The following is a 20,776-nucleotide window of genomic DNA, read 5'->3' on the forward strand; positions in this document are numbered from 1 at the left end:
AATTAGAGTAACATGCTAGAAGGTACAACTAAGCAAAATTGGTTGATTGGAGTGGAGGCTGGGCGACTCCTTGGGGATCAGCGTCACAGATGAGACCCTGGAGCGAAGCGAAGCGGCTCATCGGACGCCCCCAGGAAAGCGCCCAGCCGGAACGGAAATCAACTCCTCGTTTTGCCGAAGAGCCATACTTTTAAGCCTTTTTTAATAGTGCCTCTAAAAGAATGTCGACATTGCGTTTATTTTTCATTGTAGGTGAGTACAAATAAGAAAATGTTCGTATAAAATGCTGTTCCTCGAGAGGTAAGATTTTTATATCGTCATTTTTTAATTCACGCTCAATGACACTAGCAGACAGTAATGAAAGTCCAAGCCCTTGAATAACGCTTTCTTTGACACCTTGATTGCTACTAATAGTAAGAAGTGAACCTACTTGGAGCCCATTTGCTCTAAATAAATGATCTAAATAATAACGTGTGCCAGAACCTTCTTCACGTGCAACCCAATTTTGCTGCTGCAATTCCGCAACCGTAATCGTTGACTCCTTTGCAAGAGAATGATTACTCGCACTGACAATAAATAACTCATCTTGCATAAACGGTTTAATAAGAAGTTCATGGTCATGGGCTTGTCCTTCAATAAGACCGATATCGACTTGTAATAATTTTGTATATTGAATGATTTCTTTCGTATTGCCAATAATAACTTGAAGCTCTAGCTGAGGGAATTGCTGCTGCAAGCTTGCTATGATAGGAGGCAATATATATTCGCCAATGGTAAAGCTAGCGCCAATTACAAGTGTACCTTGAATTTCATGGTGATAGGTTAAAATATCTTCCTTTGCTGCCTCGGCAATGGCCATCATTTGCTTAGCTCGTTTATATAAAATTTCTCCAGTTGGCGTAATTTGTACAGATTTTGGTGAACGGATAAATAAGGTCGTTTGAAATTCTTGCTCTAAATTTTTAATGTGTAAACTAACACTTGGCTGTGAAATATGAAGTATTTCGGAGGCTTTCGTAAAATTATTGACCTCCACCAGTGTGATGAACGTTCTTAAAGCATCAAATTGCATATCACCACTCCTATCATTAGAAATATTAATAATTATGATTATATATATGTATTTTACTGATGATTAACTTTCTAATAAAGTAAAATCATCAAGGATGAAAGAAGTGAACAACATGGATAATGGCCAGCAGAGGTTAAAAAGTTTCCTGACCCCAGCGTTTATGAAGGGGATATTGTTGACACTCATTATTGCCGTAGCAGCAAAGTATATTTCGACATTTCCGTTCTTCTCAATACTAGGGCAGCTTGTCATTGCCATTATATTAGGTATGGCTTGGAGAGCATCCTTTAAGGTGCAGGATTCTTGGCAAACGGGTATAACATTTTCAAGTAAAAAATTATTACGCCTCGGCATTATTTTTCTAGGTATGCGTTTAAATTTAGCGGATATTTACAATGCTGGAGCAAGTGTCTTTCTTATTGCGTTTATTAATCTGGTATTTGCTTTAGTGGTTGTATATGGCTTAACGAAGGTATTTCATGTAGATAAGAAGCTAGGCATTTTAACAGCTTGTGGAACAGCCATTTGTGGAGCAGCTGCTGTTGTTGCTATTGCTCCTCAAATTAAAGCAAATGAAAAAGAAACGGCAGTGGGCGCAGCGATAGTCGCATTACTAGGGACTGTATTCACATTAGTCTATACGGTGTTATACTCAGTATTTAACTTAACTCCTACTGAATATGGTATTTTTGCGGGAGGCACTCTACATGAAATTGCTCATGTAATTGCAGCAGCTTCAGCTGGTGGAAATGAAGCGATTGATATGGCGGTTATTGTGAAGCTAACACGTGTCGCATTGCTTGTACCGGTAGCTATTGTCATTGGTATTTTATATCGGAGAAATGAAAAGGGGCAGGAAAAAGAAGGATTTTCACTGTCAATAATTCCATGGTTTATTCTTGGGTTTTTAGCGATGAGTGCTATTAATTCGTTAGGGATTGTACCAGCTAATGTAGCGCAAACATTTGTAAATATCGCTTATATTTTAATTGGGATGGCGATGGCTGGACTAGGTTTAAATGTAGACATAAAAACCTTTAAACAATTAGGTGTAAAAGCGTTTATTGCAGGATTTATCGGTTCGGTTTGCTTATCAATACTTGGCTATTTTTTAGTTATATTCATGCAATAACTCAAAAAAACCCTGCATTTTTAAAAATGCAGGGTTTTTTTAGATAGAATCAGAAGATGTTTTAGTTTTTATCCCACTACATCATAAATAGTGGAGTTATGGTATACAAATCGAAAATTAGCGTGATGCTTCAATTGAAGAAGCTAATTCAGCTATAACTATTTTGCTACCAATCATCGGACTGTTTTCAGGTTTTCCTCCCTCAGAGCCTTGTCCAGGACGGTGATGAGCTGCAGCGAATGCATCGCTGTTACGCCAAGCTTGGAAATGCTCCTTAGACTCCCAGTACATATTGACGCTCATTTCGTCATAAGTCGGATCATCAGTTGAAACTAATACCTCCACTTTATGGAAGCCTTCAAACTGCTGTAGAGGACCTGGCTTTGTAAAGTTCGGTGCCATTTTTGCAGCAAAGCCGGGTTTTACTTGAATACGATTTGTAACAATAATCATGCTTTCCCCCCTAATCATTTTTTAGTTAACTATGCGAATGAATTATCAATGATTATCATTCGCAATCAATGATAATTCTCTTAGGAAGACATTGTCAATAGAAGAGCAATGTAAATTGCAAATAACTTGATATTTGATGTGTAGGAACTAGAATCTAAGCAAAGAAACACACTATAAGAATGACCAGACTCACTAGGTCCTGACATTTAACTGACATAATCCGATGATATACTGAAAACACGAATGAACTGGTGACGAGGTGAAAGGGCATGACAAAAATATTAGTAGTAGAAGACGAATATGCAATAAGCCAAGTTTTGAAGGCATATTTGAAAAAAGTAGGCTATGATGTTATGCAATGTTTTAATGGCAGTCAGGCATTGGATATATTTCAAGAGGCTCAGCCTGATTTAGTATTACTCGATATTATGTTACCAGAAAAAAACGGTTGGTTAATTTTAAAGGAAATTAGGGAAATTAGCTCTTGTCCAGTTATCATGTTAACGGCGTTAGGCGATGTAAATTATCGATTAGAGGGTTTTGATCAAGGAGCAGACGATTATATTGCCAAGCCATTTATAGCTGATGAGGTAGTGGCAAGAGTAAAGGCAGTTTTAAGACGCTCAAAAGGAAGCCGTGAATCTTCAGAAATAAAACGTTTTGGTGGTCTAGAGATTGATATGAAGGCCCATCGAGTGCTACTTAAGGGAGAAGAAATCATCTTAACGCCTAGAGATTTATCTGTACTTTTATTTTTGGCCGAGCATCCAAATCAAACATTTACACGTGATCAACTTATAGATCAAGTTTGGGGCTGGGAGTATGAAGGTAGTGATAGAGCGGTAGATTTAGCGGTGAAGCGACTAAGAAAGGTACTTAAGGAATGGGATGAGGAAGAGGGAGAAATAAAGACACTACGTGGATTGGGGTATCAGCTAAGTGTTCAAAAAAAATAAGCGAATATCTTTACGCAACTATTGGACAAGCCGCTATTTATTAACTCTCTTTGTAGGTCTAGCTATTATCTCTTTTATTTCTGCGGCATGGATTCGACATACGACGTTTCAAAATCGAATAGAGATGATGGAATTTATAGCAGATGAGACTGTATTTCGCCTAACAGATACTTCTGGCCAAAATATTGGACCTATGAGCGGTATTCCAGGGTTTATTGGTAATCGTGATCGATTTACTATGCGAGAAATTGATCCCGTTTTATATGTTGTAGATACGGCAGGCAATATAGTAAGTAGCAATCGACCGATGCCTCCGGGGAGTGAAAAAAATGTTGCCAATTTACTGGATGGTGAAGAAGGAACAAAGAAGATAACTGTAACGAGTGAGGGACAAGAGTTAGTTCAATATGTCGTAAAAAGAAAACTTGAAAGTAACAATAAGGACGTTGGCTGGGTGCTTGTCTTAGAGAAAAAAGAGAATTTAACGAAGGTTAACCAAGCATACGGGCTACTAGCATTACTTATTGGGGCACTTGCTGTATTGGGGTGGGGTGCTATTTATTTTTTATCAAAACGTTTAGCACACCCAATAAAACAAGTTGCCGAAGCCGCAAAGCAAGTGCAAGAAGGAAACTATACAGTTGATTTGCCTCTAAATATTAAGGAAGAAGAAATTTATGAGCTCGTTACTTCATTTAAGGAAATGGCGAATAAGCTAGAACAACTAGAAAAGACTCGGACAGAATTATTAGCAGGCGTCACCCACGAGCTAAAAACACCGGTTACGTCAATTAGTGGATTATTACAGGCGGTGAAAGATGGAGTCGTTACAGGTCAGGATGCTAGTGAATTTATTCAAATGGCATTAGTAGAAACGACGAAAATGAAAACGATGGTCGGTGATTTGCTAGCTTACAATCATTTTGCGGTAGACGCAATTCCAGTAAAGCTTGAAACAATGAATGTCAATCAATTAGTACGTGATGCTGTAGCACAATGGGAAGTAATGCAGGATGATGAAAATGTTAAAATACAAATGAATTTCCTTGCAGAATCCACTGATGTTCAGGCGGATGTTGTACGTATACAGCAAATAGTTACTAATTTATTGACAAATGCAAAGCAGGCAATGCAGGAAGGGATCGTTATCATTACGCTGGTGGAAAAAGAAGATGCTGTCTTCGTTATTGTAAAGGACACAGGACATGGTATTCCTCAGGAAGATCAGGCATTTATCTTTGAACGATTTTATAGAGGAGAAAATAAAAAATATGCAGTCCGTGGATTAGGTTTAGGATTATCACTTAGTAAAATGATGGCGCAATCTATAGGCGGTGATTTACGACTAATTGACAGTAATTCATCAGGAACATGCTTTGAAATAACACTAAAGAAGGCTACTACGCTCTAAAGGCGTGGTAGCTTTCTTAGTGTGGTAAACAAAATGACCAATGAGATCTTTATAAATGTAGTGGGCTTTAATTCTTTTAGCAAGTGTTTTATGTAGCGACGTGGACAGAAGTCTCCACCTCTATAGGTGGTGAGATGAATGCGGGTTTTAGTTAATTTTCAGCGAGTGTCCAAACAACCGCTGAAATAGAAGAATTCAGTCTAAGAACGCCACGTCCAGTGGCAACGACTGAGTGACCAACTTCGTGTTGCTGCCGCTACGTTAGCACTGCGCTTTCGCACAAAAAACATCTGTTGGCCTAAAGCCTCTGGCGGATGTCACGGAAATCGGAAAGGAGTTCTTTGTGCAAGCACAAAGCCGATTCCGGACGCAATTATGCCGAGGCATAATTGATAAGAGGGTATTTCCGTTCCAGGATACTTGCTTTTCTGTAGCGAGCATCGAGTCGCTTCCTCCGTTTATGTTGTTGCCGCGTCGCTTTCGCACAGATAAAACATTGTTGAAGTTTCGTATTATCACTATATATTAGAGTGACATGCCAGAAGATACATGCTAAGGGGAGTGGTTGATTGGAGTGGAGGCTGGGCGACTCCTCGGGGATCAGCGTCACAGATGAGACCCTGGAGCGCAGCGAAGCGGCTCATCGGACGCCCCCAGGAAAGCGCCCAGCCGGAACGGAAATCAACCAATTTTTTTTGCTGAAGGGCCATAGCTTTTCAACAACATGAGGGCTACTACGCTCTAAAAGGCGTGGTAGCTTTTTTTGTAAAGATTTTTTGAAGGAAATGTAAAGCTGACATCTGACTGACACATTAGGCCATTATAGTAAGCATTGTAAACAAGAAACCAACAGAAAGGACGGGATCAAGGATGGCCGAAAACAAAAGGTTTTTCCAAATGGCGACCTTACCTGCAGCATTATTAATATTACTATTCGGTTGTGGTGAGAGTAGTGATTATGTGGCGAAGGTTGATGGTGAAAAGATTTTACAAACAGAACTAGATGACGCATTGCGTGAACAATATGGTACAGAGGTACTAGATACACTGATTAACAATAAAATAGTCGAGCTAGAGGCGAAAAAAGAGGGTGTTTCTGTATCCGAGGACTCTATTCAGGAAGAGTATGAGGAGTTAGCGGAGTCGTATGGTGGGGAGGAATCGTTACAAAATGCACTAGAGGCGAATGGACTAACAGAGCAGAGTGTGAAGGATAGTATTAGCATGTATCAGCTTACCAAAAATGTTATTGCTGCAAGCATTGACATATCAGATGAGGAAGTAGCTCAATATTTTGAAAACAATAAGGATAGCTATGGACAAAAGGAAGAGGTTGTAGCTAGTCATATTTTATTGGAAGATGAGGCAACAGCAAAGGATGTGCTAGCAAAAATAAAAGCCGGGGAGGATTTTAAAGAGCTAGCAAAAACATATTCAATTGATTCATCAACGAATGAGGCTGGTGGGGAAATAGGCTATATTAGTCGAGGACAAATGGATGAGAAATTTGAAGAAGCTGCATTTGGCCTTGAAAAAGGTAGTGTCAGTGACATTGTTCAAACGTCAGAAGGTTATCACATCATTAAAGTAACCGAAAAAGTACCTGCAGAAGAGGCTGTATTCGAGGATGTAAAAGATGAAGTTTATGAGACTGTGCTGGAGGATCGCATAAATGAGGAATACTCATCTTGGTTAGCAGAAAAACAGGAGCAGTACAAAATAGAAAAAAAGTAAGGAGTTAACTATATGCCTACTATTACTTCGTTTAATCCTAACGGTCGAAAGGAGATTAAACAGGCTATCTCCTATCCGGACTATGCTTTATTAAAAACTAAGATACAACATGTAATGCAGTTAGACAAGAATGCTGGGATAAATGGTAAGTATTTAATTCGCAGCACATACTTTGATAATTTTGAAAACAAAGTTCTAAATGAAAAAAAAGAGGGTTATATCAATCGAGATAAATATCGAGTACGAATTTACGGTAAATCCACTACAACTATAAATTTGGAGCGAAAAAGTAAACGAAATAATTTAACCTTTAAAACGAAGTGTGCCATATCCCAAAAGGAATATGAAAAAATGCGTGGTGGGGATATCGCTTGGATGGAGGAAGATGAACGAGCGTTAATTCAAGATTTATATAAGGACATGAAGTATAACCAATTCAAACCAATGACAGTTGTCGATTACGAGCGTGAGGCTTACATCTATCCCTTTGGAAATGTGCGTGTCACATTTGATAGTAAAGTACAGTCGAGCCTACGTAATACAGATATGTTTAATCCGAAACTGCCGATGGTTGATGTTACTTGAGCCAAACTTAGTTATTTTAGAAGTGAAGTATGATGAGTACTTGCCGGATATTATTAAGTACTTATTACAATCAGTAGATACACGTGCTGAGGCATATTCGAAATATCAGCTTAGTCGTATGTATGTATAAAGGAGAATTAAATAATGGATACAATGAAATTTAACGATATTTTTAAATCCAGCTTTTTAGAGAAAACAACATCATTTTCATTAATAGATTCACTTTTAGGGTTAGTTGTAGCGTTCTTTGTGGGGCTGTTTATTTACGCTGTTTATAAGAAAACTTTTAACGGAGTGATTTACTCTCATTCCTTCAATATTTCGTTACTCATTATGACAATGGCAACTGCACTAGTGATTATGGGAATAAGTTCAAATGTGCTGTTATCGTTAGGTATGGTTGGTGCACTATCAATCGTGCGTTTCCGTACACCTATTAAAGATCCTATGGATTTAGTGTATATTTTCTGGGCAATAGTTTCTGGAATTCTTTGTGGTGCAGGATTTATTCCACTTGTTATAATCGGTGCCGTTCTAATTGGTCTCGTACTACTCGTGTTAGTGAACAAAATTACAGTGGAAAATCCATATTTATTAATTGTTAAATTTGAAGAAGATTTTGCTTGTGAGGAAGTGGAGCGTATTATTGCGGCACAATCGAAAAAATTCTCTTTAAAATCAAAATCTATTATGTCGGATGTTGAAATCGAAACAACCTATGAAATTCGTGTTAAACAAAATGATACAAAATTGATGGACAATCTTACAAAAGTACCTGGAGTAAAATCAGCAGTAATGCTTAGTTATGATGGTAATTTCACTGCTTAGTAACCACTCTAGAGGAGTTTTCTAACTATGAAGAGAGGTGCAGATAATGATAAAAACACGGGTTGTCTATATTAGTATGGCAATTCTGCTACTCCTCTTTGTTGTTGTACTTGCTGTGCTTCCAAACGCAGGCATTGAAACAAAAAATACCGAGTTTTCCTATGAGTCTATTGTGTTTAATAAAAATAAGGTAACAACGGTAGATATTGAAATAGCCGAGGAAGATTGGGCTGACATGCTAGAAAGTGCAACAGATAAGGAGTTGAAGCAAGCTAATATCACAGTAGATGGCAAGAGAATAGAGAATGTAGCTATTCGTACAAAAGGAAGTTCATCACTGAACTCGGTTGCAAATAGCGACTCGGATCGATATAGCTTAAAAATAGATTTCGATTATTACGATGATACACAAAGCTTATACGGCTTGAAAAAATTAAATTTAAATAATAATTTCAGTGATTCAACATTAATGCGAGAATATATTTCTTATGAGCTGATGGAACAAATGGGATTACCTACACCGGCTCATTCATATATGTATGTCACAGTGAATGGTGAGGATCGAGGCTTATTTTTAGGGGTAGAAGCGGTGGATGAAACATTCCTAGCAAATAACTACGGTTCTAATGATGGATTTTTGTTTAAGCCAGATGGGACAGGCAGTGATTTAAAATATATTAGTGATGATATTGCTGATTATACGGGAATTGGCTTAAAAACGAACGAAGGTAATGTCGATCAATCAAAATTCATTGAAATGGTTAAAGCCATCAATAATGGCGGCAATATCGAAAAATATATTGATGTCGATGAAATGCTGCGTTACTTTGCTATGAACACGGCAATTGTAAATCTTGATAGTTATCAGAGCAATATGAAACACAATTACTATTTGTATGAGAAGGATGGTGTGTTTTCTATCATACCTTGGGATTTTAATATGTCCTTTGGTGGCTTTGCTGGCCTTGGTGGAGGTGGTAGAATGGGTGGCAATATTCAAATGCCAGCCGATGCCAATATGAAAGCACCAGAAGATGCACAGACGAATGAGCAATTAGATAAACCAGACATGGAGTTTCCGAATAATGTTGTTCAACAACAGCAAGGAGAACGTCCTAATGGTGGTCTCAATAAGGGTGGAATCAATATGGGGATGGGTATATCCGGCGAACTTATGTCAGATAGCGCTATTAACTTTAGTGTGACTACCCCAGTATCTGACACAACATTAGAGGATAGCCCGCTATTAAATGCCTTACTCTCAAATGAAGAGTATCGTGCTAAATATGAAGGCTATTTAGAAGAGATCGCGACTAATTACTTAACAGAAGAAAACATACAAAATATTACCACAAAATTAGCATCGCTATTAACAACGTATGTGGAAGCAGATCCTACGAAATTCTCTACAACAGAGCAATTTATAGAAGCGGTAGAAGGGGAAAAAAGTCTCCCTGAATTTGCAAAGCAGCGCTCCGAATCTATTTTAAAGCAGCTGTCAGGGGAACTTGTTGTGGAAGCAACAACACAAGGGAATATGGAAATGCCTAATCCAGGCGAAATGGGTGACATGAACAATCCGATGCAAAGACCAGATGACTTTGATCCGAATCAAATGCCAGAGGATTTTGATCCTTCACAAGCCCCTCAATTTAATCAAAATGGCGATAATCAGGGAGAAAGACCAAATGGTGGTGGCCAAATGCCACGACCTGACAAAAATGGAGGACCCATGTGGCCTAACCAAGGCAATGAGCAACAGCAAGAAACTGTTATAGATAAAAATACAATTCTTACAGCGATTGTTTGTTTTGCCTTATTAATAGTTGCGCTGCTCTTGGTTTTTAAATTTAACCGAAGAGGTCGTTAAAAAATAACCATATCCAAAACTTTTGGGTATGGTTTTTGCTTTTTATCGTGCTAAAATTAATCAATCTTTTTTAAGGAGTAATAGTATGAATGAACATCAATTTGATAAATATTTACATATTAACACAGTAGGCGAACAATACGGCTTCCCTAAACTAGCTCATTATCATCGCTATGAGCCAACACCGTATGTTGGCTTAGAACAATTATTTTCGGAATATGAAATGCCTGATACTCCAGTGTTTATCGATATGGGATGTGGAAAGGGGAGAGTCCCTATTTATGTACATGATAAATTTCATATTCCGACAATAGGGGTAGAAATGGATGCAGGTTTTTATGCAGAGGCAGAGAATAATAAAAGGAACTATCTTCAAAAAAAGAGTGCTCAAGCTCCGATTTCCTTTGTTCATTCAATAGCGGAGGACTATGCTATTCAGCCAGGCGACACGGTTTTCTTTTTTTTCAATCCATTTTCAATTCATATTTTCCGTACAGTTATTCACAATATATGGAAGTCTTATGAACAGCATATGCGTGAAATTCATGTTATTTTATATTATCCACCGTATGATTATTTACAGTTTTTACATCACGGGACGCCTTTTGAATTAATCCATGAGGTTCATCTTGAAAATGAAACAAATATTAACGAACGCCTCTGTGTGTTTGCATTGAAAAAAGCTTAGAGCTGTAGAAATAACCCAGCTCTAAGCTTTTTTAATAAAATGTAGCAGCTAAGACGAATTAGAAAATCTTATTATAGATTATTAATTTTAGGATGTTATTTTATTTTCTGGGAAATAAATGGTTTGCAATTTCGAATTTATACTTCCTGAGAACGTGTTAGCCTTATATCCTCGATCTTGCAATTTTTGAAAATAGATTTCTTTTAACGAGTTATTTCGTAAAAAATAATAGTTTTGTAGTAATATTTATTGACAGTTAATAGAAAATTCTTAAATTACTAATTATACTGAAAAATCACGCTAGACTAAATATAAAGAATGCTTTACAATGTAAAAGGCTTAAATGAATAATAGTTTGATTTACTTATAGATAGTTTATAAATTGTCGTTTTGGTTATTTTTGTTATTGAGGAAATGCCGTGGATTGTTTATAATTATCAGAAATATCTAATATTTGAAAAAACTCAGGGGGAATAAAATTATGAGAGAGAACAAAAAGCTTAAAAAGTTTGGCTCACTTTTAGTTGCATCTTCACTACTTGCAGGTGTTCTTGCAGGCTGTGGTAATGGAGATAGTTCAAGTTCAGGAGGAGGGTCATCATCAGGCGGTGGCGGTTCTTCTGACGGTGATACTATTAAAATCGGTGCAAACTTAGAACTTTCGGGTAACGTAGCTTCCTATGGTTCTTCAATTGCTCTGGGTGCAGAGCTTGCTGTTAAAGAAATTAATGATAAGGGCGGGATTGACGGTAAAAAAATTGACCTTATTAAAGTAGATAACAAGTCTGAAAACTCAGAGGCTACTGCAGCAGCTCTTAAACTAGCAACACAAGATAAAGTAGTTGCAATGCTAGCGCCGGCAACTTCTGGTAATACAGTTGCTACTGTTCAAATTGCAAACAGCAATAAACTTCCAATCGTTACGGGCTCTGGTACAGCCCCAAACATTACAGTGAATGATGATGGTAGCGTTAATGAATATGCATTCCGTACTTGTTTCATCGATCCATTCCAAGGGATTGTAGCAGCAAACTTCGCTTCTAATGAATTGAAAGCTAAAAATGTTGCTATTTTTGCGGACAACGCATCTGATTATGCAAAAGGTTTAGCGAAATCATTTAAAGAAACAATTACAAAAAATGGCGGGAAAGTTGTAAAGGAAGAAGCATATGTAGCGAAGGATACTGATTTCCGTACACAATTAACAAACATTAAAGGAGAGAAGCCAGACTTTATTTTTATCCCAGGATACTATGAAGAGGTCGGTTTAATTGTTAAACAAGCGCGTGAAATGGGTATCGATGTACCACTGATGGGGGCTGACGGTTGGGATTCACCAACATTAGTAGAGTTAGCTGGTGCGAAAGCGTTAAATAACACGTACATCACTAACCACTACTCTGCAGAAGACCCGGATCAAAAAATTCAAGACTTCGTAAAGGCGTTTAAAGCAGCGAACAATGATAAAGCACCAGATGCATTCAATGCACTTGGCTATGACTCAATTTACTACATTGCTGATGCTATTAAGCGTGCAGGTTCTACAGATGGGGAAGCTATTAAAAATGCTTTAGCTGACACAAAAGATCTTTCTTTAGTAACAGGTACTTTCTCGGTTGACAAAAATCATAACCCAATTAAAACAGCAACAGTTCTTGAATTTAAAGACGGTAAACAAGTGTTCAACTCTAAAGTTAATCCTTAATGTTTTCTAGGCAAGGGGAGGCGGGTAAACACGCCTTCCCTTTAATGTTTTAAAGATCATGAAAAAAAATTTTAAAGAGGACACAATTTACCCTATTTTCAATAATAACATGTAGAAGTAAGTACTATTTTTGCACTTTTCAAAAAATAAAAAGGAGTGAACGCTCATGGAATGGATACAGCAGCTTGTGAACGGTATTTCACTAGGTAGTATCTACGCATTAATAGCGCTAGGGTATACGATGGTATACGGGATTATTAAGCTGATTAACTTTGCCCACGGCGATGTCTTCATGATTGGGGCATTTATTGGCTTTTATGCAATTGCTAAATGGGAGCTTGGCTTCTTTCCAGCGCTGTTATTGGCGATGGTGTTCTGTGCAATCTTTGGTGTTTTAATTGAACGTATTGCTTATAAGCGTTTGCGAAATGCCACACGTATTGCGGCTTTAATTACTGCAATCGGTGTATCACTATTAATCGAATATACAACTATTTTCTTCAGAGGCGCACAACCGGCGGCATATCCTGATGTCATTACTAATAAATCATTTGATGTTTTCGGTGTTCAAATCAGTAGTACATCAATATTAATTTTATCTGTCGCACTTGTACTGATGGTTCTTTTACAATTCATCGTACATAAAACAAAAATCGGAAAAGCAATGCGTGCGGTTTCTCATGATGCCGATGCAGCACGTTTAATGGGCATTAATGTAGATAATACAATTTCAGCGACATTCGCAATTGGTTCTGCTCTAGCTGGTGCAGCAGGTGTTATCTTTGGTGTTTACTATACAAAAATCGATCCATTAATGGGTGTTATTCCAGGGGTTAAAGCATTCATCGCGGCTGTACTTGGCGGTATTGGTATTATTCCTGGTGCCATGGTAGGCGGTATGTTGCTCGGTGTTGTGGAATCATTAGTAAGTGCACTTGGTTTCTCTCTATGGCGTGATGCAGCGGCATTCGTTATTTTAATTTTAATTTTAATATTCAGACCATCGGGTATCTTTGGTAAAAACGCCCGTGAGAAAGTGTAGGTGAGCGGTGATTATGAAAAAGTCTAAAGTTTTCTGGGGCTATGCCGTATTAGCGCTAGTCATCTATGCAGTTGTTCAGGTGCTTATTTCAACGAACATTCTCGATATTTACTATCAAAATATGTTGATTACTATGTGCATTAACATCATGCTTGCGGTCAGCTTGCATATTGTTATTGGGATTACTGGTCAGTTCTCGATTGGGCATGCCGGCTTCCTAGCAGTAGGGGCATATATTTCTGCCATTATTACAACTAAATTAATGCTTCCGTTCCCATTAGCCATTTTCTTAGGAGCACTGGCAGCAGCAGTAGCAGGTTTAATCGTAGGAATTCCAACATTACGCTTGAAGGGTGACTACTTAGCAATCGCAACGCTAGGTTTTGCGGAAATTATACGTATTGTCTTTTTAAATACGGATTATGTTGGTGGAGCAGCAGGGATGCAGGTTAAATATTTATCGAATTGGACTTATGCGTTCATAGGTGTAGTTTTAACAATTCTTGTAATCTCTAACTTTACAAATTCGCGTCATGGACGTGCATGTATTTCGATTCGTGAGGACGAAATTGCGGCAGATGCAATGGGTATTAATACAACCTACTATAAAGTTGTAGCTTTCGCGATTGGTTCCTTCTTTGCTGGTCTTGCAGGAGCTATTTTCGCACATAACTTTTACATTATTCAGCCGACAACTTTCGGTTTCTTAAAATCATTTGATATTTTAATCTATGTAGTTCTTGGTGGCTTAGGAAGTCTTTCAGGATCTGTCATAGCTGCGGTTTTCTTAACAGTAGTCTCAGCATATCTAGCAAACTTCCCAGAAACACGTATGATTATTTACAGTTTAGTATTAATAGTCGTAATGCTTTACCGTCCAACAGGATTGATGGGAACAAAAGAAGTTACGGATTTATTTAAGTTTGGTAAAAAAGGAGGTACAAAATAATGACTGGAAACCTTCTTATCAATGTTGAAAATATGGGGATTCAATTCGGTGGTTTAAAGGCGGTACAGGGCGTTAATATGTACCTAAATCAAGGAGAACTAGTAGGTCTTATAGGGCCTAATGGTGCTGGTAAAACAACAAGCTTTAACATGCTTACCGGAGTATATAAGCCAACTGAAGGCACGATTATATTTGATGATAAAAAGTTGAACGGGCTTGCACCATATCAAGTAACACAAAAAGGTATTAGTCGTACGTTCCAAAATATTCGTTTATTTAAAGAGCTATCTGTTTTAGATAATGTTAAGGTAGCGAACCATTCACTTGCAAAGCATTCCATGTGGTCTTCTATTTTCCGTTTGCCTAATCATTTTAAAGGTGAGGCAGAAATGGAGCATCAATCTATTGAGTTTTTGGAAATCTTCGGCTTAGATGTTTATAAGGATGAGCTTGCGAAAAATTTACCTTATGGGATGCAGCGTCGTTTAGAAATTGCTCGTGCCCTAGCTGCGAAACCTAAGCTACTTTTATTAGATGAGCCAGCAGCAGGGATGAACCCACAGGAAACGCATGATTTAATGGAATTAATAGCGTTTATTCGTAAAAAATTTGGCTTAACAATTCTTCTAATTGAGCATGATATGAGCTTAGTTATGGGAATTTGTGAACGTATATACGTGCTCGATCACGGTCAATTAATCGCTGATGGGACACCAGAAGAAATTCGCAACAATCCAAAGGTAATTGAAGCTTACCTTGGTGAGGAGGTTATCGGCTAATGCTAAAAGTACAAAATATAGATGTATTTTACGGTAATATTCAAGCATTAAAGGGCCTCTCTTTAGAAGTAAATGAGGGTGAAATTGTAACGTTAATCGGGGCAAATGGTGCTGGTAAAAGTACATTATTAAAAACATTGTCAGGTTTATTAAAACCAAAGGGTGGCATTATTGAATATGAAGGCTTCTCTATCGCAGGGAAGGCTGCACAGACAATTGTAAAATCAGGCATTTCACATGTTCCGGAGGGGCGCCGTGTTTTTGCCAATATGTCTGTTGAAGAAAACTTAGAGCTTGGAGCATATCTCCGTAACGATAAAGCAGGCATCAAAAAAGATCTAGATCATGTGTATGATTTATTCCCACGTCTTTTGGAACGTCGTAAACAGCAATCAGGTACATTATCTGGCGGTGAGCAACAGATGCTAGCGATGGGGCGTGCATTAATGGCAAAACCGAAATTGTTATTAATGGATGAACCTTCAATGGGACTTGCGCCACTCATGGTAAAAAATATTTTTAATATTATTGAGCAGGTCAACAAAGAGGGTACAACCGTATTGCTTGTTGAGCAAAATGCCAATATGGCTTTATCAGTAGCAAATCGTGCGTACGTACTTGAAACAGGACGTATAGTATTATCAGGCACAGCAAAAGAGCTACAAGAGAGTGAACAAGTAAAGGCAGCTTATTTAGGCGGTTTATAGAGGGAGAAGGCGTCTCAATTTTCGAGGCGTCTTTTTTGTATGAGCGAAGGGAGTGAGCAGACGGATAGAAAGGCTAGAACGACGGATAGAACAGTCAAGATGACGGAAAGAAAGAGCAAAACGACGGATGGAATGATCAAAGTGACGGAAAGAAGTCAAAGCGACGGATAGAAAGGCTAGAACGACGGAAAGAACAGTCAAGGTGACGGAAAGAATGGCCAGAGCGACGGATACACTTATCAAAGTGACGAATAGCAGTAGCATTCGTCGTTTATTATTTGGTAATGTGGACGAAAGGAGTGATATTTTATGAAGTATTCAGCACAATATTTTATTGAGAAATTAAATTTAGCAGAGCATCCAGAGGGAGGGTATTATATATCCTCATTTAGAGCATCTGAAGATATGGCTGTAAGGGATGTACAAAGACCAATTTATACGAGTATTTATTTCTTACTTCGTTCACAGGATGTATCGCATTTGCATCGTTTGAAATCGGACGAGCTTTGGTATTATCATGCTGGCAGTCCGCTAACAGTCCATATGATTTTCCCAGATGGTACATATGAGGCGAAGAAGCTTGGATTAAATGTTGAGGCAGGAGAAGTACCGCAAATAGTAGTACCGAAAAATACTATATTTGGCTCATCAGTAGAGGATGCAGATACATTTAGTTTAGTAGGCTGTATGGTTGCACCAGGCTTTGATTTTGAAGACTTCGAATTATTTACACAAGATGAGCTTTTAGCAGACTATCCACAGCACGAGGAAGTTATTCGAAAAATGGCTTATAAGAAAATTTAACTTATTTCAGCCTGCTGAAATAAGTTAAAGCCGAATTCGGACGCAATTATGCCAAGGCATAATTGATTAAAAGAAAAGGAGCCGTCTCAAAATTAGTTGAGACGGCGCTTCCTATTTACCACAAAATGGTTTCGGGGTATTTAGCTTTAATTTCGATTTCATGTAACGATTTTTTTGTAGTAATCGCCGCTTCCAGGAGTTGTGATTTTAGCATTACATACTCATCGTCTTCTAACATTAATCGGAGAGCAAATGCTGCTAAATGAGCTTTACGTTCCTCCAAGCTTAGTTGAATATACTCTAAGTTCAAAACATCGACGTACTGTGTTGCATAACGGAATGTTAATGGACTTTTAGTGTGCAGCATTCTTAAAAATACTAAGTATTCTTCCTCATTAAGCTCCTGCTCTAAACATTCAGCAACCGCTGCCTGGAATTTACGAATGGCGGCAACGTCAATATTCCAATCAGAAGAATCAATTAGCTCCTGATGTAGGCGAATGAAATCGTTTAATGCGATAGCAGTAAAGATCAGTTCAGGCCAAAGAATCTCTGCTGCGAAATAAACATTTTTGTTTGGGAAAATTAGTTCATGCTGTGTCAGTACACTTTTATTGAGACCATTGCTAACAAACTCAAGCTGATGCTCTCCCTTGGCAGCTTGACGTAGATTATAACAAACACTAAGAATACGAAGGCGCGCTCCTTGATAATCATAATACTTGTTTTCATCACCAGTTATTTTGTAAATGGCATTAATAAGCTCATCTAAATCCCAAAAATCACCGCTAATACGTACGCCAGTTAACTGCTCAGTACTTTGAATTGACAGCATAGTTCTATCCCCTTAAAGTGCTTTATTTTGGTGTGTATTTAAGTAGTTTGAATAGTTCTGTTCGTTCTTTATCTGTTAAATCGCGCCACTGTCCAACTTTTAAATTGCCAAGCTTAATATTCATAATACGAATGCGTTGTAGACGCTTAACGGAGTAGCCAAGAGCCGAACACATACGACGTATTTGACGATTTAAGCCTTGCTCTAAAATGATTTTAAAGACTTTATCAGATATTTTTTCAACATGACAAGGTAGGGTTGTCGTATCTAAAATATCTACACCAGCCCCCATTTTTTTGATAAATTGCTCCGTAATAGGTTTATCAACTTGCACGATATATTCTTTTTCGTGATGGTTTTCTGCACGTAAAATTTTATTGACGATGTCACCATCATTTGTCAGTAATAATAGTCCTTCTGACTCTTTGTCTAGTCGTCCAATATGGAAAATGCGAAGAGGGTGATTGACAAAATCAACGACATTTCCTTTTATATGACGTTCTGTTGTGCTTGTAATTCCCACTGGTTTGTTTAAGGCAATATATACGAGTTGTTCTTCTTTCTTTACCTCTTTTCCATCAACACAAACCAGATCACCAGCTTCTACTTGACTACCGACTGTAGCAAGTTCACCATTAATTGTTACTTTACCTTCTTCTACCCATTTATCCGCACCGCGACGAGACACGATACCTGTTTCACTCAAATATTTATTAATGCGCATACTGTTCTCCTATACATTTATATTATTTTTAAGTATACATTATAGTTGGTCACACCGTGAATCTTAGAAGCTTTTCTAGCAAAAATAGCTCTTCGCCACTGCTTACACAAGCCACTCCTGGAAAATGTTTTTCATGAGTCTCCTCTTCACTCCTACTTCGTTCCATGTGCTTTCATACCAACCTACTTTTATAGATTCTAGTATTAATTTAAAAAAATTAAAAAAAGTTGAAATTATTTTTCGTTTCTGACAATATATTGTGTAAGAGGGTATCTATGAAAATATCGTTATTTCGATAAAAAATGACGATATTTGTAGATTATTTTCTCATTATTTTGTGTAAAGGGGAGAAGTAAAATGGTTTATGCATTTCCAAACACTGAAGGGTCGGTAGTTCAATTCAAGGAGAAATATGATAATTACATTGGTGGGGAATGGACACCGCCAGTGAAAGGACAATACTTCGATAATGTTACACCTGTTACTGGACAAGTTTTTACACAAGTATCTCGTTCTACTGCTGAGGATATTGAACTTGCGCTTGATGCAGCACATGCCGCAAAAGATGCATGGGGAAAAACATCCGCAACAGAGCGTGCAAACATTTTACTTAAAATTGCGGACCGCATAGAACAAAATCTAGAAAAGCTTGCCGTTGCCGAAACATGGGATAACGGAAAAGCGGTACGTGAGACATTAAATGCAGATATCCCTCTTGCAATTGATCACTTCCGTTATTTTGCGGGGGCTTTACGTGCACAAGAAGGTTCAGTAAGCCAAATCGATAATGATACTGTTGCTTATCATTTCCATGAGCCAATTGGGGTAGTAGGTCAAATTATCCCTTGGAACTTCCCATTATTAATGGCTGTTTGGAAACTAGCACCTGCCCTTGCAGCAGGAAACTGTGTAGTGTTAAAACCTGCAGAGCAAACACCAATTTCGATTATGTTGCTCGTAGAATTAATAGAAGATTTATTGCCATCAGGTGTACTAAATGTTGTCAATGGCTTTGGCTTAGAGGCAGGAAAACCGCTAGCGTCGAATCCACGCATCGGTAAAATTGCCTTTACTGGTGAGACAACGACAGGTCGCTTAATTATGCAATATGCTTCACAAAACCTTATTCCAGTTACACTAGAATTGGGCGGCAAATCGCCAAACATTTTCTTTGAGGATATTATGGACGAAGATGATGCCTTTTTAGATAAAGCAGTTGAGGGCTTTGTATTATTCGCATTAAACCAAGGTGAAGTATGTACATGTCCTTCTCGTGCATTAATTCAAGAGTCTATTTACGATAAATTTATGGAGCGTGTCCTACAGCGTGTTGAAGCGATTAAAGTTGGGAATCCACTTGATCCGAATACGATGATGGGTGCGCAAGCTTCAAGTGAGCAAATGGAAAAAATCCTTTCTTACTTAGATATTGGTAAGCAAGAAGGTGCCGAATGTCTAATTGGAGGAGAGAAAAATAATGTAGGATCAGGTTTTGAAAATGGTTACTACATTAAGCCAACTGTCTTCAAAGGACACAATAAAATGCGTATTTTCCAAGAAGAAATTTTCGGGCCAGTTGTAGCTGTAACAACATTTAAAACAAAAGAAGAAGCATTAGAAATTGCGAATGACACATTATACGGTTTAGGTGCAGGTGTATGGACACGTGATATGAATACAGCTTATCGCTTCGGCCGTGGTATTGAAGCAGGACGTGTTTGGACAAACTGCTACCATGCTTATCCTGCACATGCAGCGTTCGGTGGCTACAAAATGTCGGGTGTTGGTCGCGAAAACCATAAGATGATGTTAGCTCACTATCAACAAACGAAAAACCTATTAGTTAGCTACAGCGAAAACAAACTTGGTTTCTTCTAATCAATAGGGAGGTGCATGAGCGTGGTCGAGCGCGTTACAGCAACAGAAGAAGCGCTAGCACTAATCGAATTATTGAAAGAAAAGCATGGACCCGTTATATTTCATCAATCAGGTGGATGCTGCGACGGCTCTTCGCCAATGTGTTATCCAGAGGGCGACTTGCTATTAGGTGATCAAGATGTTTGCCTAGGAGAGATTGGTGGTGCTCCCTTCTATATGCATAAAAATCAATATGACTATTGGAAGCATACACAAATAATCTTGGACGTTGTCGAGGGTAGAGGTGGTATGTTTTCACTTGAAGGCGTTGAAGGTAAACGATACTTAACAAGATCAAGAGCCTTTTCAACAGAGGAGTTAAAGGAATTAGGGTTAATTTAAAGACTTTAGTGACAGCGGCAAGAAGTATTGTCGCTGTTTTTCTATGTTAATTTTTCTGGGAGAATGTATGTAAGGCTATATTTCTTGGAGCGAAGCGAAGTGGCTCATCGGACGCCCCCAGGAAGCTTTGCTCTGCGCAAAAGCGAAGCGTCAGCAACAAAATGTTTTATCTGTGCGAAAGCGACAAAGCGTCCAGACGGAATGGAAATCAACCCCTCATTATGGCGATGAGTCAAAATGGAT

Annotated in this window: 24 protein-coding genes; 20 read left to right on the forward strand and 4 right to left on the reverse strand. The window is 38.2% G+C overall.

What is annotated here, in order from left to right:
- Nucleotides 1-70 precede the first annotated feature (70 nt).
- Entirely contained in the window at nucleotides 71-205 is a 135-nt protein-coding gene (locus tag AC1DCY_RS06435) for a hypothetical protein (protein ID WP_477348522.1), read from the forward strand.
- Here the strand turns inward: AC1DCY_RS06435 and AC1DCY_RS06440 are convergent.
- A complete protein-coding gene (locus AC1DCY_RS06440; RefSeq protein WP_477348524.1) occupies nucleotides 191-1,072 on the reverse strand; it encodes a LysR family transcriptional regulator in 882 nt (293 codons plus the stop codon). The genes AC1DCY_RS06435 and AC1DCY_RS06440 overlap by 15 nt on opposite strands.
- A 112-nt stretch (nucleotides 1,073-1,184) precedes the next feature.
- Between AC1DCY_RS06440 and AC1DCY_RS06445 the strand changes: the two genes are divergently transcribed.
- Nucleotides 1,185-2,204, forward strand: coding sequence for a YeiH family protein (locus tag AC1DCY_RS06445; protein ID WP_477348663.1), 1,020 nt, complete (start codon nucleotides 1,185-1,187; stop codon nucleotides 2,202-2,204).
- 117 nt (nucleotides 2,205-2,321) lie between these two features.
- Here the strand turns inward: AC1DCY_RS06445 and AC1DCY_RS06450 are convergent, their stop codons facing one another.
- Complete coding sequence (locus AC1DCY_RS06450) at nucleotides 2,322-2,657, reverse strand: heme oxygenase (protein WP_053482858.1); 336 nt, start codon at nucleotides 2,655-2,657, stop codon at nucleotides 2,322-2,324.
- Nucleotides 2,658-2,926: 269 nt separating this feature from the next.
- Here AC1DCY_RS06450 and AC1DCY_RS06455 point away from each other — a divergent pair, with 269 nt between their 5' ends.
- The 15 genes from AC1DCY_RS06455 to AC1DCY_RS06525 all read left to right on the forward strand — a co-directional run bounded on the left by AC1DCY_RS06455 (nucleotide 2,927) and on the right by AC1DCY_RS06525 (nucleotide 16,715).
- Nucleotides 2,927-3,613: a response regulator gene (locus tag AC1DCY_RS06455; protein ID WP_477348526.1), complete on the forward strand. Its 687-nt coding sequence runs from the start codon at nucleotides 2,927-2,929 to the stop codon at nucleotides 3,611-3,613.
- Entirely contained in the window at nucleotides 3,597-5,024 is a 1,428-nt protein-coding gene (locus tag AC1DCY_RS06460; protein WP_477348528.1) for a HAMP domain-containing sensor histidine kinase, read from the forward strand. The genes AC1DCY_RS06455 and AC1DCY_RS06460 overlap by 17 nt, the downstream gene beginning before the upstream one ends.
- Nucleotides 5,025-5,593: 569 nt before the next feature.
- Nucleotides 5,594-5,752, forward strand: a complete 159-nt coding sequence (locus tag AC1DCY_RS06465; protein ID WP_477348530.1) for a hypothetical protein — start codon at nucleotides 5,594-5,596, stop codon at nucleotides 5,750-5,752.
- A 142-nt stretch (nucleotides 5,753-5,894) separates the two neighbouring features.
- On the forward strand, nucleotides 5,895-6,758 hold the full coding sequence (locus tag AC1DCY_RS06470; RefSeq protein WP_477348532.1) for a peptidyl-prolyl cis-trans isomerase: 864 nt from the start codon (nucleotides 5,895-5,897) through the stop codon (nucleotides 6,756-6,758).
- A gap of 12 nt (nucleotides 6,759-6,770) precedes the next feature.
- On the forward strand, nucleotides 6,771-7,343 hold the full coding sequence (locus AC1DCY_RS06475) for a polyphosphate polymerase domain-containing protein (protein WP_477348534.1): 573 nt from the start codon (nucleotides 6,771-6,773) through the stop codon (nucleotides 7,341-7,343).
- 144 nt (nucleotides 7,344-7,487) lie between these two features.
- Nucleotides 7,488-8,171: a DUF4956 domain-containing protein gene (locus AC1DCY_RS06480; RefSeq protein ID WP_477348536.1), complete on the forward strand. Its 684-nt coding sequence runs from the start codon at nucleotides 7,488-7,490 to the stop codon at nucleotides 8,169-8,171.
- A 46-nt stretch (nucleotides 8,172-8,217) separates the two neighbouring features.
- The gene (locus AC1DCY_RS06485; RefSeq protein ID WP_477348538.1) at nucleotides 8,218-10,041 is read left to right on the forward strand and encodes a CotH kinase family protein; all 1,824 of its coding nucleotides are present in this window, start codon (nucleotides 8,218-8,220) and stop codon (nucleotides 10,039-10,041) included.
- 85 nt (nucleotides 10,042-10,126) lie between these two features.
- Nucleotides 10,127-10,729 (forward strand): class I SAM-dependent methyltransferase, encoded by a 603-nt coding sequence (locus AC1DCY_RS06490; protein WP_477348540.1) that lies wholly within the window; start codon nucleotides 10,127-10,129, stop codon nucleotides 10,727-10,729.
- Between the two features lie 481 nt (nucleotides 10,730-11,210).
- Nucleotides 11,211-12,434, forward strand: a complete 1,224-nt coding sequence (locus AC1DCY_RS06495) for an ABC transporter substrate-binding protein (protein ID WP_477348542.1) — start codon at nucleotides 11,211-11,213, stop codon at nucleotides 12,432-12,434.
- A gap of 166 nt (nucleotides 12,435-12,600) precedes the next feature.
- Nucleotides 12,601-13,476 carry a branched-chain amino acid ABC transporter permease gene (locus AC1DCY_RS06500; protein WP_477348544.1) on the forward strand — a complete coding sequence of 292 codons (876 nt, stop codon included), beginning with the start codon at nucleotides 12,601-12,603 and terminating at the stop codon, nucleotides 13,474-13,476.
- 13 nt (nucleotides 13,477-13,489) lie between these two features.
- Nucleotides 13,490-14,425: a branched-chain amino acid ABC transporter permease gene (locus tag AC1DCY_RS06505; protein WP_427505313.1), complete on the forward strand. Its 936-nt coding sequence runs from the start codon at nucleotides 13,490-13,492 to the stop codon at nucleotides 14,423-14,425.
- The gene (locus AC1DCY_RS06510; RefSeq protein ID WP_477348546.1) at nucleotides 14,425-15,204 is read left to right on the forward strand and encodes an ABC transporter ATP-binding protein; all 780 of its coding nucleotides are present in this window, start codon (nucleotides 14,425-14,427) and stop codon (nucleotides 15,202-15,204) included. The genes AC1DCY_RS06505 and AC1DCY_RS06510 overlap by 1 nt, the downstream gene beginning before the upstream one ends.
- On the forward strand, nucleotides 15,204-15,911 hold the full coding sequence (locus AC1DCY_RS06515; RefSeq protein WP_477348548.1) for an ABC transporter ATP-binding protein: 708 nt from the start codon (nucleotides 15,204-15,206) through the stop codon (nucleotides 15,909-15,911). The genes AC1DCY_RS06510 and AC1DCY_RS06515 overlap by 1 nt, the downstream gene beginning before the upstream one ends.
- 39 nt (nucleotides 15,912-15,950) lie before the next feature.
- Complete coding sequence (locus AC1DCY_RS06520; protein ID WP_477348550.1) at nucleotides 15,951-16,082, forward strand: hypothetical protein; 132 nt, start codon at nucleotides 15,951-15,953, stop codon at nucleotides 16,080-16,082.
- A gap of 138 nt (nucleotides 16,083-16,220) precedes the next feature.
- Nucleotides 16,221-16,715: a cupin domain-containing protein gene (locus tag AC1DCY_RS06525; protein WP_477348552.1), complete on the forward strand. Its 495-nt coding sequence runs from the start codon at nucleotides 16,221-16,223 to the stop codon at nucleotides 16,713-16,715.
- A 115-nt stretch (nucleotides 16,716-16,830) separates the two neighbouring features.
- Here the strand turns inward: AC1DCY_RS06525 and AC1DCY_RS06530 are convergent, their stop codons facing one another.
- On the reverse strand, nucleotides 16,831-17,550 hold the full coding sequence (locus tag AC1DCY_RS06530) for a DUF6904 family protein (protein WP_477348554.1): 720 nt from the start codon (nucleotides 17,548-17,550) through the stop codon (nucleotides 16,831-16,833).
- A 22-nt stretch (nucleotides 17,551-17,572) separates the two neighbouring features.
- Complete coding sequence (rluF, locus tag AC1DCY_RS06535) at nucleotides 17,573-18,274, reverse strand: 23S rRNA pseudouridine(2604) synthase RluF (RefSeq protein WP_477348556.1); 702 nt, start codon at nucleotides 18,272-18,274, stop codon at nucleotides 17,573-17,575.
- Between the two features lie 357 nt (nucleotides 18,275-18,631).
- On the opposite strand from rluF, the gene adh reads away from it, so the two are divergent.
- The 3 genes from adh to AC1DCY_RS06550 all read left to right on the forward strand — a co-directional run bounded on the left by adh (nucleotide 18,632) and on the right by AC1DCY_RS06550 (nucleotide 20,764).
- Nucleotides 18,632-20,152, forward strand: coding sequence for an aldehyde dehydrogenase (gene adh / locus AC1DCY_RS06540; protein ID WP_477348558.1), 1,521 nt, complete (start codon nucleotides 18,632-18,634; stop codon nucleotides 20,150-20,152).
- Between the two features lie 21 nt (nucleotides 20,153-20,173).
- Nucleotides 20,174-20,533 carry a DUF779 domain-containing protein gene (locus tag AC1DCY_RS06545; RefSeq protein WP_477348560.1) on the forward strand — a complete coding sequence of 120 codons (360 nt, stop codon included), beginning with the start codon at nucleotides 20,174-20,176 and terminating at the stop codon, nucleotides 20,531-20,533.
- Between the two features lie 63 nt (nucleotides 20,534-20,596).
- A complete protein-coding gene (locus AC1DCY_RS06550) occupies nucleotides 20,597-20,764 on the forward strand; it encodes a hypothetical protein (protein ID WP_477348562.1) in 168 nt (55 codons plus the stop codon).
- Nucleotides 20,765-20,776 lie beyond the last annotated feature (12 nt).

The sequence above is a fragment of the Lysinibacillus sp. 10T31 genome, assembly GCF_056394365.1.

Bases quoted from the DNA above. Each gene is read 5' to 3' on its own strand.
- AC1DCY_RS06530 (WP_477348554.1), bottom strand. From the start codon at position 17,550: ATGCTGTCAATTCAAAGTACTGAGCAGTTAACTGGCGTACGTATTAGC.
- AC1DCY_RS06510 (WP_477348546.1), top strand. From the start codon at position 14,425: ATGACTGGAAACCTTCTTATCAATGTTGAAAATATGGGGATTCAATTC.
- adh (WP_477348558.1), top strand. From the start codon at position 18,632: ATGGTTTATGCATTTCCAAACACTGAAGGGTCGGTAGTTCAATTCAAG.
- rluF (WP_477348556.1), bottom strand. From the start codon at position 18,274: ATGCGCATTAATAAATATTTGAGTGAAACAGGTATCGTGTCTCGTCGC.
- AC1DCY_RS06455 (WP_477348526.1), top strand. From the start codon at position 2,927: ATGACAAAAATATTAGTAGTAGAAGACGAATATGCAATAAGCCAAGTT.
- AC1DCY_RS06480 (WP_477348536.1), top strand. From the start codon at position 7,488: ATGGATACAATGAAATTTAACGATATTTTTAAATCCAGCTTTTTAGAG.
- AC1DCY_RS06520 (WP_477348550.1), top strand. From the start codon at position 15,951: ATGAGCGAAGGGAGTGAGCAGACGGATAGAAAGGCTAGAACGACGGAT.
- AC1DCY_RS06500 (WP_477348544.1), top strand. From the start codon at position 12,601: ATGGAATGGATACAGCAGCTTGTGAACGGTATTTCACTAGGTAGTATC.
- AC1DCY_RS06550 (WP_477348562.1), top strand. From the start codon at position 20,597: ATGTATGTAAGGCTATATTTCTTGGAGCGAAGCGAAGTGGCTCATCGG.
- AC1DCY_RS06525 (WP_477348552.1), top strand. From the start codon at position 16,221: ATGAAGTATTCAGCACAATATTTTATTGAGAAATTAAATTTAGCAGAG.
- AC1DCY_RS06440 (WP_477348524.1), bottom strand. From the start codon at position 1,072: ATGCAATTTGATGCTTTAAGAACGTTCATCACACTGGTGGAGGTCAAT.
- AC1DCY_RS06450 (WP_053482858.1), bottom strand. From the start codon at position 2,657: ATGATTATTGTTACAAATCGTATTCAAGTAAAACCCGGCTTTGCTGCA.
- AC1DCY_RS06490 (WP_477348540.1), top strand. From the start codon at position 10,127: ATGAATGAACATCAATTTGATAAATATTTACATATTAACACAGTAGGC.
- AC1DCY_RS06495 (WP_477348542.1), top strand. From the start codon at position 11,211: ATGAGAGAGAACAAAAAGCTTAAAAAGTTTGGCTCACTTTTAGTTGCA.
- AC1DCY_RS06475 (WP_477348534.1), top strand. From the start codon at position 6,771: ATGCCTACTATTACTTCGTTTAATCCTAACGGTCGAAAGGAGATTAAA.
- AC1DCY_RS06515 (WP_477348548.1), top strand. From the start codon at position 15,204: ATGCTAAAAGTACAAAATATAGATGTATTTTACGGTAATATTCAAGCA.
- AC1DCY_RS06485 (WP_477348538.1), top strand. From the start codon at position 8,218: ATGATAAAAACACGGGTTGTCTATATTAGTATGGCAATTCTGCTACTC.
- AC1DCY_RS06445 (WP_477348663.1), top strand. From the start codon at position 1,185: ATGGATAATGGCCAGCAGAGGTTAAAAAGTTTCCTGACCCCAGCGTTT.
- AC1DCY_RS06505 (WP_427505313.1), top strand. From the start codon at position 13,490: ATGAAAAAGTCTAAAGTTTTCTGGGGCTATGCCGTATTAGCGCTAGTC.
- AC1DCY_RS06470 (WP_477348532.1), top strand. From the start codon at position 5,895: ATGGCCGAAAACAAAAGGTTTTTCCAAATGGCGACCTTACCTGCAGCA.